General features: G+C 67.1%; 9 protein-coding genes and 2 pseudogenes. 2 read left to right on the top strand and 9 right to left on the bottom strand.

Annotated features, from left to right (window positions below; translation table 11 throughout):
• Window positions 1-260: 260 nt before the first annotated feature.
• The 9 genes from rluB to aroG all read right to left on the bottom strand — a co-directional run bounded on the left by rluB (window position 261) and on the right by aroG (window position 12015).
• Complete coding sequence (gene rluB, locus FA90_RS00055; protein ID WP_036173424.1) at window positions 261-2327, bottom strand: 23S rRNA pseudouridine(2605) synthase RluB; 2067 nt, start codon at window positions 2325-2327, stop codon at window positions 261-263.
• Between the two features lie 37 nt (window positions 2328-2364).
• A complete protein-coding gene (gene scpB, locus FA90_RS00050) occupies window positions 2365-3045 on the bottom strand; it encodes an SMC-Scp complex subunit ScpB (RefSeq protein ID WP_051971271.1) in 681 nt (226 codons plus the stop codon).
• Window positions 3046-3505: 460 nt separating this feature from the next.
• Window positions 3506-4534: a glucokinase gene (locus FA90_RS00045; protein ID WP_036164531.1), complete on the bottom strand. Its 1029-nt coding sequence runs from the start codon at window positions 4532-4534 to the stop codon at window positions 3506-3508.
• A gap of 228 nt (window positions 4535-4762) precedes the next feature.
• On the bottom strand, window positions 4763-5713 hold the full coding sequence (locus FA90_RS00040; protein WP_036164528.1) for a DedA family protein/thiosulfate sulfurtransferase GlpE: 951 nt from the start codon (window positions 5711-5713) through the stop codon (window positions 4763-4765).
• Window positions 5714-5837: 124 nt separating this feature from the next.
• The gene (locus FA90_RS00035) at window positions 5838-7076 is read right to left on the bottom strand and encodes a Gfo/Idh/MocA family protein (RefSeq protein ID WP_051971270.1); all 1239 of its coding nucleotides are present in this window, start codon (window positions 7074-7076) and stop codon (window positions 5838-5840) included.
• 89 nt (window positions 7077-7165) lie between these two features.
• Window positions 7166-8875, bottom strand: coding sequence for an ABC transporter ATP-binding protein (locus FA90_RS00030; protein WP_036164524.1), 1710 nt, complete (start codon window positions 8873-8875; stop codon window positions 7166-7168).
• A gap of 7 nt (window positions 8876-8882) precedes the next feature.
• A complete protein-coding gene (locus tag FA90_RS00025) occupies window positions 8883-9929 on the bottom strand; it encodes an ABC transporter permease (protein WP_239700456.1) in 1047 nt (348 codons plus the stop codon).
• On the bottom strand, window positions 9926-10864 hold the full coding sequence (locus tag FA90_RS00020; protein ID WP_036164521.1) for an ABC transporter permease: 939 nt from the start codon (window positions 10862-10864) through the stop codon (window positions 9926-9928). The genes FA90_RS00025 and FA90_RS00020 overlap by 4 nt, the downstream gene beginning before the upstream one ends.
• Before the next feature lie 89 nt (window positions 10865-10953).
• Entirely contained in the window at window positions 10954-12015 is a 1062-nt protein-coding gene (aroG, locus tag FA90_RS00015) for a 3-deoxy-7-phosphoheptulonate synthase AroG (RefSeq protein ID WP_036164518.1), read from the bottom strand.
• Window positions 12016-12670: 655 nt separating this feature from the next.
• Between aroG and FA90_RS27055 the strand changes: the two are divergent.
• Window positions 12671-12928, top strand: a pseudogene (locus FA90_RS27055) (TonB-dependent receptor plug domain-containing protein); the annotation flags it as partial.
• Window positions 12929-12992: 64 nt separating this feature from the next.
• A pseudogene (locus tag FA90_RS27050) lies at window positions 12993-13528 on the top strand (hypothetical protein); the annotation flags it as partial.

Genomic DNA, 13528 nt, shown 5'->3' with positions numbered 1-13528 from the left:
ACTGAAAACAAAACGTCGGTAAGAACTGCGATCAGGTTGCGAATTATAACCCGATACGGGGCCGGCCGCAATCGCCGCCCAGAGGAATGAACAAGGATGCAACAGTTTACTCCGTTGACGGCCGGGCCGCTTGCGACGCCCGGATTTTTGCCGACTTCCCCGTAAATGAGGACGATCGGCGCCGTATCAAGCACCGTATCAGGCATCTTATCGAGCGCCGATCTGCGGGCGCCGGTGCGGCGCTCGCAGATCGGTTGCGATCAACCGCGGCGCCCGCGCCGCGGCATGCCGTTGTCGCTGACGCGCGGGCCCTGACTGCGGCGGCCCTGGCCGGCGCCGGCGAAGCCGAACGTGGTCTGCAGCGGATCCGGCTGGCGCGGGCCCTTCGGTGCGCCGCCCTTGCCGCCGCGTCCCTGGCCGCCCTGGCCGCCCTGGCCGCCGCCCGGCTTGCCGCCTTTGCCGCCGCCCTTGGCGCCGTAAGCGCCATTGCCGCCGTTGCCGCCATTGCCACGACCCGGCACCGGACCGCCCAGGATGCCGACCGGACCGCGCGTCGCGCCGGCGCGCACCACCGGCGGGCCGAACGGATCGACGTTGCGGTTGGCGTCGGCACGGTCGATGCGGTTGCCGTTCGAGCGCGCGTCTTCGTCGTCGTGATTGCGCTGCGTCTTGCCGCCGCCCTGGCCCTTGCCGCCCTTGTCGGCGCCGGCCTTGTCGCCCTTCTTCTCGATGCCGAAGGCGGTCATGAAGTTGCGGACGTCGTTTTCTTCCATCTCTTCCCAGCGGCCGCGCTTCAGGCCGCTCGGCAGCGTCATCGCGCCATAGCGGGTGCGGATCAGGCGCGAGACGGTCAGGCCGACTTCCTCGAACATGCGGCGCACCTCGCGGTTGCGGCCTTCGCCGATCACCACGCGGTACCAGCGGTTGACGCCTTCGCCGCCGCCATCGACGATCTTGCTGAAGGCGGCCTTGCCGTCTTCCAGGTCGACGCCGGCCAGCAGCTTCTGGCGCATGCCCTCTTCCAGCTCGCCCAGCGTGCGCACGGCGTACTCGCGGTCGATGTTGTAGCGCGGGTGCATCAGGCGGTTGGCGAGGTCGCCGGAATTGGTAAACAGCAGCAGGCCCTCGGTATTGAAGTCGAGGCGGCCGACCGCCAGCCATTTACCGGTCTTCATGGCCGGCAGGCGGTCGAACACCGACGGACGGCCTTCCGGATCGTCCGAGCTGACGATTTCACCGGCCGGCTTGTGGTAGACCAGCACGCGCGGCGGCTTGTTGTTGTTCACGCGGCGCTGCATCAGCTTGCCGTTGATGCGCACGGCATCGGTCGGCAGGATGCGCTGGCCGATGTGGGCCGGCTCGCCGTTGACCGACACGCGGCCGGCGATGATCAGTTCTTCCATGTCGCGACGCGAACCCAGGCCGGCCTCGGCCAGCACCTTGTGCAGCTTCGGCGCATCGTCGTCGGCGGTCAGGTCGCGGCGCGCTTTCGGCTTGGCCTGCCCACGGCCGCCCTCGTTGGCGTCGAACGCGTCCGAGGTCACGAAGGAGAATACGGCGTCGGCATCGCTGCCCTTGGCGGGGTTGCCGCCCTTGCCTTTGGCGCCACGGGCGTTCTTGCCCTGCGCCTGCTGGGCGCGCTGGCCTGGCTGCTGGCCTGGCTGAGCCTGGGGTTGACCTTTGCGCTGGCCTTTTTGCTGCTGGCCGGCGCGCGGTTCGCGGCGGCGCTCGCTGCGCTGCTCGCCTGGCGCGCCCGTCTCGCTTGCGTCGGTTGCCTGAGCGGCTGCAGGCGCCGCGGCGGCGGCCGGCGCATCGCCGTCGGTGCGCTCGTGCTGGCGCGCATCGCGCTGCTGGCGCTGCTCGCGCATCTGGCGCGGGCCGCGCGGCTTGCGCTGGCCACGTTCCTGGTCCTGGCGCGGCGCATTCGCGGACGCGTCGGCCGGCGCGCCGCCCTGGGCTGCGGCGGGTGCGGCCTGGGCGGCGACCGGTGCACTCGCCGGCGCTGCGGCGCCATCGGCGGCGGGCTTGCGCGCGCGCGGCTTGCGTGCGGGAGCGGGCGCATCGGCCGGGGCGGCGGCGATGCTCTCGGCGGCCGGTGCGGACGCGCCTGCGGCTGCGGCCTGCTCGCCCTCGCCGCCTTCGTTGCGCTTGGCGGCCGGCTTGCGGGTGCGCTTCGGCTTGGCCGCGGCCTCGGCCGGGGCGCTTTCAGTCACGGCATCCGCGCCCACGGTCTGGGCCTGCGCCTTGGCGCGCGTGCGCTTGGGCTTGGCGGGCGCTTCCTGCCCTGCCTCGACAGGGGTCGTCTCGTTGTTGTCAGTTGGATTCATCATTCGTTTCTTTGTTTTTGCTGACCTGGCGCGGCTATCATGCGTCGGACACGGGCGCGGGGTCGTGATTGGTGTTTATTGGGACCTCAACGGTCGGGACTTCAGCGGTCGAAGGTTCATCAAATTGTTGCAGGGCCGCCTCGAGCGCCTCGAGCGTACGGCCGCCGCCCATCTCGCCCACCTGCTCGAGCGGCGGCAGCTGCGACAGCGCGGCCAGGCCGAGGTCGTCGAGGAACTGGCGCGTGGTGCCCAGCAGGGCCGGCCGGCCCGGCACTTCGCGGTGGCCGACCACGTCGATCCAGCCGCGGTCCTCGAGCATCTTGATCGTCTGCGAATTCACCGCCACGCCGCGGATTTCCTCGATGTCGCCGCGCGTGACCGGCTGGCGGTAGGCGATGATCGCCAGCGTTTCCAGCGTTGCCCGCGAATACTTCGGCGGCTTTTCCGGTGCGACCCGGTCCAGGTAAGGCTTCATTTCCGGCCGGCTCTGGAAGCGCCAGCCCGAGGCCAGGCTGACGATCTCGATGCCGCGTCCCTGCCAGTCCTGGCGCAATTCCTCGAGCAAAATCTTGATCGTATCCGCACCCACGCCGACACCGAGCTGGCGGCCATTGCCGTCCACATCGGCGAACAGCTTCTTCATACCATGAAGGGTCAGCGGCTCGCGCGCGCACAACAAGGCGGTCTCGAGCACCCTCTTGGCCTCATCCGTATTCATCACGATGTCGTCGTCAGCGGATCTTGCAACTGGATGCAAAGAAAATATCAAACACAAGCCGATTCAACGGTAAGCGCGAGCGCATATGCTCGTTTGAGACTGCAACGTTGAAGCGGGGTTCCGTGGCCCGGCTGCGCATCGTGCGGCCCGGCGCCGTACAGCGGTCCGATGCGGACATCGGACGCCGCGTGCGGGGCTCGACCCGCGCACGTGCCCGCTATTTAACGGGCGGCAAGCCCGCCGGCACGCGGACTGCTACGAGTTGATGCAATCGAAACGGGGCTGCAAAGTTGGCTGCGAAGCAGACTGCGAATCAGGCTGCAATACGCGGGAGAGTAGACTCCGGAGCGCGCGCTGCGCAAACGAACGACAGCGTTTCTGCCAACTGCAAGCCATTGTACCCGATAAAACCGGGAAAACAACATGTCGCATGCAGAATGCCGCGCAAACAGTCAAGCGCTCACGCGCCGACCAGTCGTTCGCGCAGGATTGCCGATACACCCAGGAAAGCCGGATAGTCGGCCGTGATCACATAGGTAGGCACCTCGGCCAGGTAGCCGGCGAAGCGACCCTTTTGCTCGAAGCGCGCGCGGAACGGCGAACGCGCGAAGCGCTCGCCCAGGCGCGGAACGATGCCGCCGCCGATGTACACGCCGCCCTGCGCGCCCAGCGTCACCGCCAGGTTGCCGGCGACCGTGCCGAGCATGCCGCAGAAAGTGTCGATGACCAGGTCGCACAGATCGCATTCGCCGGACAGGCCGCGGCGCGAGATCTCGGGCGCGCCCAGGCCTTCGTCCGGGCGGTTCAAGTGGTGCGCCAGCGCGCGGTAGATCAGCTCGACGCCGGCGCCGGAAAGGAAACGCTCGGCCGAGACGTGCTCGAACTCGCGCCAGGCGAACTGCAGGATCGCCACTTCCAGCTCGTTGGCCGGGGCAAACGTGACGTGGCCGCCTTCGCTGCGCAGCGCGGTCCAGCCGCCATCCGCGCCCGGCACCAGGCCCGAAACGCCCAGGCCGGTGCCGGCGCCGACCAGGCCGATCGGCGCATCGGCCGCCGGCGTGCCGCCGCCAACCTGGAACTTGTCGCCGGCGCCCAGGTGCGGCAGCGAACGCGCCAGCGCCGAGAAGTCGTTGACCACGACACAGGTGTCGAAGCCGAGTTCGGCGCGCAGCGCTTCGATCGAGAATTCCCAATGGTGATTGGTCATGCGCACCATGTCGCCGACCACCGGATTGGCGATGGCGATGGCGGCGTGGCGCACCGTCCCGTCCAGGGCCGCCGCGACCGCCGGCGACGCCAGGTACGCGCGCGCGGCGTCGGCCAGGGTGGCGTGCTTGGCGCAGCCCAGCACGTCGATCGATTCGATCCTGCCAGGGGCCATCTCGAGGCCGAAGCGGGCGTTGGTGCCGCCGATGTCGGCGAGCAGGCGCGGGCTGTCGTGGCGGGATGCGGAAGGTCGGAAAGCGGTGGCGAAAGGCGAAGCGGTCATGGCTCAGGATCGGAAGCAGATTCCCGAAGCTTAAGGATTTATTGGCTTTAACGCAAGGGCTTATTGTAGTTTAGGTACATCAACAGGTCATACGCCCATAATCTCACCAAAAATTGCAGTCGATGACCAAGTAGTCGAGCTACCAAGACTGCGAAAATTGCAGCGTTTTCGACAGGCGCGCTAAAGCTGCGCGCCGGCGACGCGGCCTCGCGCGAGAAGACGGAAAGATCAGCCGGCCTTGGGCCTGAGCGCGGCCCCGGGTTCGTCCGCGCAATGTGCGTTCCAGGCGTCCAGGCCGCCGCCCAGCGGGCGCGCGCGATGAAAGCCGTTCCTGACGAATTCCTTCGCGACCTGGGCCGCGGTAATGTCGTTCGGGCAGCTGCAGAAGACCACGATGTGGCGCTCGCGGTCGAGCGTGGCCATCAGGCGCGCGGGCGTGCTGTCGCGGTAGAACACCGCGCCCGGGATGCCCTCCTCCAGCTGGCGCGCGGTGACGCTGCGGGCGTCGACGATCAGCGGATCGTGGCCGGCTTCGAGCAGCGCCTTCACTTCCGCGGGACTGACGCGCGGCAGGTCGGCCCCGCCCAGGTTGCGGCGGCGCTCGATGTACTTGAGCAGCACGAACAGCGCCAGCAAGGCGGCGACCACCATCAGCGCGGTGCTGCCGAGCGTTTCGAACCAATGGATGACGTCGTCGACGCTGCCGTGGAACCAGGCGCCCAGGCCCATCCCGACGCCGCTCCACAGCAGCGCGCCGGCTACCGACAGCCACAGGAAGCGCGGGGTCGCCGTGCCCATCGCGCCGGCCAGCGGCGGCGCGATGGTGTTGAAACCGGGGATGAACTTGGCGACGACCAGGGAATTCGGACCGAAGCGCATGAAATTGTCTTCGGTCTGGCTGACACAGGAATCCGGCGACAGCGAGATCTTGCACAGCAGGCGCAGGATGCGCTTGCCGTAGTACTTGCCGGCGCGAAACCAGAAATAATCGCTGATCAGGCAGGCCAGCAGGCTGGCGGCCAGGAACAGCGGCCAGTTGTCGCCCTGGTCGACCGCGCGCGCTCCCGCGATGATGAGGATCGGGAAGGCGGGAATCGGCAATCCGATCTGTTCGAGCAAAACCACGCCGAACACGAGCAGGACGCCATAAGTCTGAATCAGGTGCGGGAGCTGTGCCATCCCGCCATGTTAGCGGAAAAGCAGCCGACTGGCTGGCGCCTGGCCGGCCGATGCACGACCGCGTCCGCCGGCATGGCGTTTTCACAACAGCCGCCATGCCGCACGGCCGCGCCGGCGCACGACATCAGCCGCCCTGCTGGTCCTGCGGCTCGGGCCCGCGCGTGTGCTGAGGCGGGCTCAGCTTGACCGGACGCCCCTTGCGCGCCGATTCGTAGATCGCTTCCATGATGCGCTGGTCCTGCAGTCCCTCCTCGCCCGGGGTGTGCGGTTCCTTGTCCTGCCTGACGCACTGGGCGAAATGGTCCATCTCGGCCGCGAACTGGTTCTTTTCCTCGATCTGGATGTCGCTGGCCTGCTCCTTGCCGTCGACCACCCGGGTCACCTTCAGCTTCAAGCCGTGGTAGGCGTAGGCCGGATCCATCTCGGCCCAGGCTTCGGCGCCGTTCAGGCGGAAGAACTGCGATTTGTGGGCGGCGTAGCTGGTGCTGCAGCTGGCCATGAAGCCGCTCGGGAAGCGCAGGATGAACTGGCACGATTCCTCGACTTCGCGGAAACGCGGATCGCCCGGGGTCGACCAGGTATTACCGATGACTTCGCTCGGTTCCTCGCCGCTGAGGAAGCGCGCGGCGTTCAGGCAGTACAGGCCGACGTCCGGCAGCGCCCCGCCGCCGGCCAGCTTGCGTTTCAGGCGCCAGTGCTGCGGGTCGCCCATGTCCTGCGAATTGACCGAGCTGAATTCCTTGAGCGCGCCCAGTTTCTTCTCGCGCACCATCTTGGCCAGCGCGCGGTCCATCGGCTCGTACTGGCTGCGGTAGGCGATCATCAGCTTCTTGCCGGCCTTCTTGCAGGCGTCGATCATCTGCTGGCACTCGGCCACGCTGTTGGCCATCGGCTTTTCGCACAGCACGTGCTTGCCGGCGCGCGCGGCGCGGGTCGTGTACTCGGCGTGCATGCCGTTGGGCAGCGCGATGTAGACCGCCTGCACATCGGGAATCTGCGCCAGCTTTTCGAAGTCGCGGTAATCCAGCACGTTGGCTTCTGGAATGTTGTACTGGTGCGCGATCTTGAGGCCCTTGGCGCGGTCGCCGGTGACCAGCGCGACCGGCTTGGCGTGCTTGCTCTGGGCGAAGGCCGGCAGCATCTCGTTGACGGAGATGCGGCCCAGGCCGACGATGGCGACACCGACGCGCTCGTTCCACGGGTCGGCCGGCGGTTCGGTCTGCTCGGGTTTCTCGCTCTTGTCGTAGATCGGCGGGAACGTTACCTTGTCCTGGTCGTTCGCGGCCGCGACGGCGGGCGCGGACAGGGCCAGGGTTCCCATGTAACGCAGGAAATCCCGGCGCGGCGGCTGGCTATGCTTCATTCTGCTTCCTTTGTTTTCGATGGAAGCTCATGTTTGCACGCGCCGTGGAACGGCAGCGCCAGCTTGCCTGTGGAAAATTCGAGCCCGGCTCAAGCGGCGCGCGGAATCGCCGCCAGCAGCGCCTGCGTGTAGGGATGGCGGGGGTTGCGGTACAGCTCGTCCGAATCCGCCATCTCGACCACGCTGCCGTGGTGCATCACCATCACCCGGTCCGAGATGTACTTCACCACCGACAGGTCGTGCGAGATGAAGATGTAGCTCATCTTGTACTCGTCCTGCAGGTCCTGCAGCAGGTTCAGCACCTGGGCCTGCACCGAGACGTCCAGCGCCGACACCGATTCGTCGCACACCAGGATCTCCGGTTTCATGGTCAGGCAGCGCGCGATCGCGATGCGCTGGCGCTGGCCGCCGGAAAACTCGTGCGGGTAGCGTCCGATGGCCTGGGCCGGCAGGCCGACGCGCTGCAACAGATACTGTGCATGCTCGATGCGCCCGGCGTCGCTGGCGCCGATCCGGTGGATGCGCATCGGCTCGAGCAGGATCTGGCCGACCGTGAAGCGCGGATTGAGCGAGGCGTACGGATTCTGGAACACGATCTGGATGCGCCGTTTGTACGGCTGGAACTCGCGCTCGCTCATGGCGAACAGGTCGCGTCCGTCGAACAGCGCGCTGCCGCCGCTGGCGCGGTGCAGGCGCAGCAGGCTCAGGCCGACCGTGGTCTTGCCCGAGCCGGATTCGCCGACCACGCCCAGCGTCTTGCCGCGCGCGAGCGTGAACGAAACGTCCTTCACCGCCTGGAACTCGCGCTTGCCGAACCAGCCTTCGCGCAGCCAGAAGCTTTTCGACAGTCCCTTCACGACCAGCACGTTGTCATCGCCGGGCGCGTATCCCCGCACGCGCTGCGTCTGCGCGTCCGCGCGCGCCTGGGCCGGGCCGCCTTGGCCGAGGAAGTCGGCGATGGTGGGCAGGCGCAGCGGCCGCGCGTCCAGGGTCGGGCGGCAGGCCAGCAGCGCGCGCGTGTAGGGGTCCTCGGGCGCGTGCAGCACCTGGCTTGCCGAGCCCTCTTCGCGCACTTCGCCGTGGCGCATCACGATCACGCGGTCGGCGATCTCGCCGACCAGGCCGAGGTCGTGGGTGATGAACAGCACCGCCATGCGCCGGCGCTGCTGCAGCTTCGCGATCAGCTCGACGATCTGCTTCTGGATCGTGACGTCGAGCGCGGTGGTGGGCTCGTCGGCGATCAGGAGCTTGGGCTCGCAGGCGATCGCCATCGCGATCATCACGCGCTGCTGCTGGCCGCCCGACATCTGGCTCGGGTAGGCGTCGATCTTGGCGGCCGGGTCGGGGATGCCGACTTCCTCGAGCAGCGCCAGCGTGCGCGCGCGCGCCTCGCGCTTGCCCATGCCCATGTGCAGGCGCAGGACTTCGCCGATCTGGAAACCGACCGTGAACACCGGGTTCAGCGAGGACATCGGTTCCTGGAAGATCATCGAGACGTCCTTGCCGCAGATGTTCCGGCGCTCTTTTTGGGACAACGCAAGCAGCTCGCGCCCTTCGAAGCGGATCGAGGAACCCGGCTCGATGATCGTGGTCTCAGCAGGGAGCAGGCCCATCACGGCCAGCGAGCTGACCGACTTGCCGCTGCCCGATTCGCCCACCAGCGCCACCGTGCTGTCCGCCGGGACGCGGAAGGAGATACCCTTGACCGCTTCGACCTTGTTTTTCTTGTCGGTCCTGAACGAGATGCGCAGGTCGCGCACCTCTAGCAAATTCGTCTCGTGGATCGTCGATTGGCTCATGCGGCTTTCACTTCAACTTGGGATCGAGCGCATCGCGCAGTGCATCGGCAAACAAGGAAAAGGCCGTCACCAGCAGCGCCATCGCAGTGGCGGCGGCCGTCAATTGCCACCACTTGCCGAGGATGAGTTCGTTCTGCGCCTCGTTGAGCATGCTGCCCCACGAGACGGTCCCGACCGGCACGCCAAAGCCGAGGAACGACAGGATCACCTCGGCCTTGATGAAGCCGACCACCAGGATCGACATCTGCACCAGCGCCACGTGCGAGACGTTGGGCAGGATATGGCTGAACATCTTGCGCCAGTCCGAGGCGCCGATGGCGTCGGCGGCCATCACGTATTCGCGCGCCTTGTGCTTGATGTACTCGGCGCGGATCAGGCGGTACGGTCCGGTCCAGCCGGTCAGGCCCAGGATCAGGACGATGCTCGCCACGCCCCGGGTCTGCAGCACCGCCGCCACCGCCAGGATCATCAGGATCGACGGGATCGACGTGAACACGCTGTAGAACCAGTTGAAGGCATCGTCGACCACCCCGCCGTAAAAGCCGGACAGCGCCCCGAACAAGGTGCCCAGCGCCACCGCCACGAAGGCCGCGACCAGGCCGACCACGATCGAGGTCTGGCCGCCCTTGATGGTTTTCTTGATGACGTCGTGGCCCCATTTGTCGGCGCCGAACGGCAGCGTGGTGCGTTTGGGCTTTTGCACCGCGCGCCCCTCTCGCGCCAATTGCGCCTTGAGCACGGCGATGTCGCCGGCCAGCGGATCGAAGGCGTTCGGCGGGGCCGGCCGTTGCGGCTGTGCCAGCGCGGCCAGCGCCGGGTCGGGGCCGATGAAGCTCGGCGGCGCGTAGTTGACGGCGACCTCGTCTTCCCAGTCGGCCGCGACCAGCCCAGTCGCCGACAACACGACCGACAGCAGGAACAGCAGCACCACGGCCAGCGAAGCCATCGCCACGCGGTCGGCGCGCAGGCGCCGCCAGGCCAGCGTCCACAGGCCGGGCGAGGCCTGCATCGGGAATGCGGTCGCGCTGTCGGTACCCATCGTCCGGTCCGTCATGCCAGCTTCACGCGCGGATCGACCGCCTGGTACATCAGGTCGGCCAGCAAATTGAACACCATCGTGGCGGCCGCGACGTACACCGTGATCGCCTTGATGACCGGGAAATCGCTGCGCTCGACCGCCAGGATGACTTCGCGCCCGATGCCTGGGATGCCGAAGAAGCGCTCGAGCAAAAAGGCGCCGATCAGCAGCGCCGGGAGGTTGGCCATGACGTAGGTGATGATCGGGATCGCCGCGTTGCGCAGCACGTGCACCCAGACGATGCGCCGCTCCGGCAAGCCCTTCGCGCGCGCGGTGCGCACGTAATCCTGGCCGACCTCGTCCAGCACGAAACTGCGGAACAGGCGCAGCGTCGGCGCCAGCGACACGGCCAGGCCGATCAGGATCGGCAGCGTCGCGTAGCGCAGCAGGTTTTCCCAGAAGCCCTCGCCCCAGCCCTGCACCGGAAACAGGCCGAGTTTGTAGGCCAGGCCATACTGGAACACGATGATGTAGACCAGGATCGAGATCGACATGCCGACCGTGCAGGCGATCATCACGATTCGGTCGGTCAGCGAGCCGCGCATGAAGGCCACGGCCAGCGCCAGCGCGATGCCGACCAAGGTTTCGAGCACGGTCAGCGGGACCAGCACCGTCAGCGAGGGCCCCAGGCGGCTGGTCAGGATGTGCGACACCGGCTCGCCCGTGCTCCAGGCGTTGCCGAAATCGAAGGTGACGATCTGCTTCACGAAAATACCGAGCTGGACGTACCACGGCTGGTCCAGCCCGAGCTGGGCGCGGATGCTGGCGATCGCGTGCGCATCCGCCATCTTGCCCGCCAACAGGTAGGACGGATCGCCGCCCACCCAGTTAAACAGCAGGAACACCAGCACGACGACGCCCGCCATGGTGGGCAACATCTGCCACAGGCGCCGCAGGATATAAGCAAACATCGAGTTTCCCGGGATTCTGGAATGTCGAGACTATAGACCAGATTGGCCGGGCCGGACCGGAAAAGATGTCATGAGGGCATAAGCTGCATTCAGTTATCCTCGCGCAGGCGGCGCTGGCGCACGCTCGCGGCCAGGTCTTCCAGCACGGCCACGCTGGCGTCCCACTCGATGCAGCCGTCGGTGACCGACTGGCCGTAGGTCAGCGCCTGGCCCGGCACCAGGTCCTGGCGCCCACCGACCAGGTGCGACTCGACCATCACGCCGACGATGCGGGTGTCGCCCGCCGCGAGCTGGCGGCCGATGTCGGCGCACACCGGAATCTGGTTCTGCGGATTCTTGCTGCTATTGGCGTGCGAGGCGTCGATCATCAGGCGGCTGGCCAGGCCGTTGGCGGCCAGCTGCCTGCAGGCTTCCTCGACGCTGGCGGCGTCGTAGTTCGGGGCCTTGCCGCCGCGCAGGATGATGTGGCAATCCTCGTTGCCGGAGGTCGACACGATCGCCGAATGGCCGCCCTTGGTCACCGACAGGAAATGGTGCGCCTGCGAAGCCGCCTTGATGGCGTCGGCGGCGATCTTGATGTTGCCGTCGGTGCCGTTCTTGAAGCCGACCGGGCAGGACAGGCCGGACGCCAGCTCGCGGTGCACCTGCGACTCGGTGGTCCTGGCGCCGATCGCGCCCCAGCTGATCAGGTCGGCGATGTACTGCGGGCTGATCACGTCGAGGAACTCGGTGCCGGCCGGCAGGCCCAGCTCGTTGATGTCGCGCAGCAGCTCGCGCGCCATGCGCAGGCCGTCGTTGATGCGGAAGCTGTTGTCCATGTACGGGTCGTTGATCATGCCCTTCCAGCCGACCGTGGTGCGCGGCTTTTCGAAATACACGCGCATGACGATTTCGAGTTCGCCCTTGAAACGATCGCGCTGCTCGACCAGGCGGCGCGCGTACTCCAGCGCCGCCTTCGGATCATGGATCGAGCATGGACCGACCACCACCATCAGGCGGTCGTCCTGGCCGTGCAGGATGCGATGCAGCGCCACGCGCGCCTGGAAAGCGGTCTGCTCGGCCGCCGCGGTGACCGGAAACTCGCGGATCAGGTGCGACGGGGGCGTGAGTTCCTTCATTTCGCGGATGCGTAGGTCGTCGGTGCGGGGCATTGCTGTTCTCCGTTCTTGAAAATGAAAAAACCGCCATCGCTGGCGGTTTTTCTGGAATCTTGCGTCGACTTCGTTCTGTTGTTGCGTGAACCTGCCGCTACTCCACCGCCGTTGGCTGGAATGGCTGAACCAAAAATAAAAGTGGAAGAAAACGATCTGGCGCATGGTGGGTTCCGAAGTGTCCGACTGACTATAACAACAATGCCGCGCGATTGGCAAGCGCTTTATCCAAGCGTCATACGTCGTGTGCGAGCGTCGTTATAGACAATCGGTTGCGCGAAGCCGACAGCCTGTTTCGCCTACCCATCCCGGTTGAGAGATGTCAGCCTTGCTCCGCTCCCGATGCAACAGTCATGGCAAGCCCGCCGACCCGCGCCCCTGCGTCGGCCAGGCAATCCATCGAAGCCATCTACGCACTGGAGTCCGGACATGACTGAAACACCGATATCCCGAACCATACGCCGCCTGTTCGCCGGGGCGGCGCCATCGGCATCGCGCTGATGGCGCCGCCGGCCATGCCAGGAGGCCGCGCCCAGGACACGCCGGGGTCCACGCTTGCCCAGGAAGCCGCCCTGCCCAGGCGCCGGTCGCGCGCGTCGAAACACCGGCTCCAAAATCCGCCGCTCCCAGGCGAGACCGCGCCGCGGTCCTCACCGTGAACCGCGCCGACATCGAACGTTCGGCCGCCAGACCGTGGCCGAGCTGCTGCAGACGCTGGCGTCGACAATGCCGGTCGGTGCCGACCAGCTTCGGCAACGGCTTCGCGGCCGGCGCCTCGGGGGTCTCGCTGCGCGGCCTGGGCGTGGCCTCGACCCTGGTGCTGATCAACGGCCGCCGCGTCGCGCCCTACGGCCTGGCCGACGATGGCCAGAAGCAGTTCACCGACCTGAACGTGATCCCCGCCGACGCCGTCGACCGCATCGAGATCCTGCTCGACGGCGCCTCCGCCATCTACGGCTCGGATGCGGTGGGCCGGCGTGGTCAACGTGATCCTGCGGCACGACTTCAAAGGCACCACGATCCGCGGCCAGACCGGCATCGCCCGCAACTGGGACGGCCGGCAGTGGAACTTCGCGTTCACCAAAGGCTTCGGCGACATGGACACCGACGGCCGCAACGCCTTCTTCTCGGTCGAATACAAGAAATTCCGCGAAATCTGGAACCGCGACCGCACCGACCGCGACTACCTCGGCAAGATCGACCTGCGTCCCTGGGGCTACTCGGCCAACGAGGCGCTGGGCGGACCGGTGCGATCCTGCGCGGCCAGTCGACGGCCGGCAGCGCCGTCAACGGCAACGTGCGCGATCCGGCCACCAGCGAATACTACAACCGCGCCGACCCGGCCGGCGTCAATTTCACCCGCTTCTTCCCGGCGCGGCCTGCGCCAACTTCACCCGGCACCCGCAGGGCGACCCGGGCGGCGGCTGCCTCATCGACAGCACCTCGGTCTACGGCCAGGTCCTGCCCAAGCAGGAAAACCTCAGCCTGTACGGGCGCGCCACCTTCAAGCTGC

Source organism: Massilia sp. 9096, assembly GCF_000745265.1.
Lineage (GTDB): Bacteria > Pseudomonadota > Gammaproteobacteria > Burkholderiales > Burkholderiaceae_D > Telluria.
The sequence above is the reverse complement of the archived record's forward strand: the minus strand, read 5'-3'. Positions and strand labels throughout refer to the sequence as shown.

Coding starts and splice junctions, on each gene's coding strand:
- rluB (WP_036173424.1), bottom strand. CDS start 2,327: ATGAATCCAACTGACAACAACGAGACGACCCCTGTCGAGGCAGGGCAG.
- scpB (WP_051971271.1), bottom strand. CDS start 3,045: ATGAATACGGATGAGGCCAAGAGGGTGCTCGAGACCGCCTTGTTGTGC.
- FA90_RS00045 (WP_036164531.1), bottom strand. CDS start 4,534: ATGACCGCTTCGCCTTTCGCCACCGCTTTCCGACCTTCCGCATCCCGC.
- FA90_RS00040 (WP_036164528.1), bottom strand. CDS start 5,713: ATGGCACAGCTCCCGCACCTGATTCAGACTTATGGCGTCCTGCTCGTG.
- FA90_RS00035 (WP_051971270.1), bottom strand. CDS start 7,076: ATGAAGCATAGCCAGCCGCCGCGCCGGGATTTCCTGCGTTACATGGGA.
- FA90_RS00030 (WP_036164524.1), bottom strand. CDS start 8,875: ATGAGCCAATCGACGATCCACGAGACGAATTTGCTAGAGGTGCGCGAC.
- FA90_RS00025 (WP_239700456.1), bottom strand. CDS start 9,929: ATGACGGACCGGACGATGGGTACCGACAGCGCGACCGCATTCCCGATG.
- FA90_RS00020 (WP_036164521.1), bottom strand. CDS start 10,864: ATGTTTGCTTATATCCTGCGGCGCCTGTGGCAGATGTTGCCCACCATG.
- aroG (WP_036164518.1), bottom strand. CDS start 12,015: ATGCCCCGCACCGACGACCTACGCATCCGCGAAATGAAGGAACTCACG.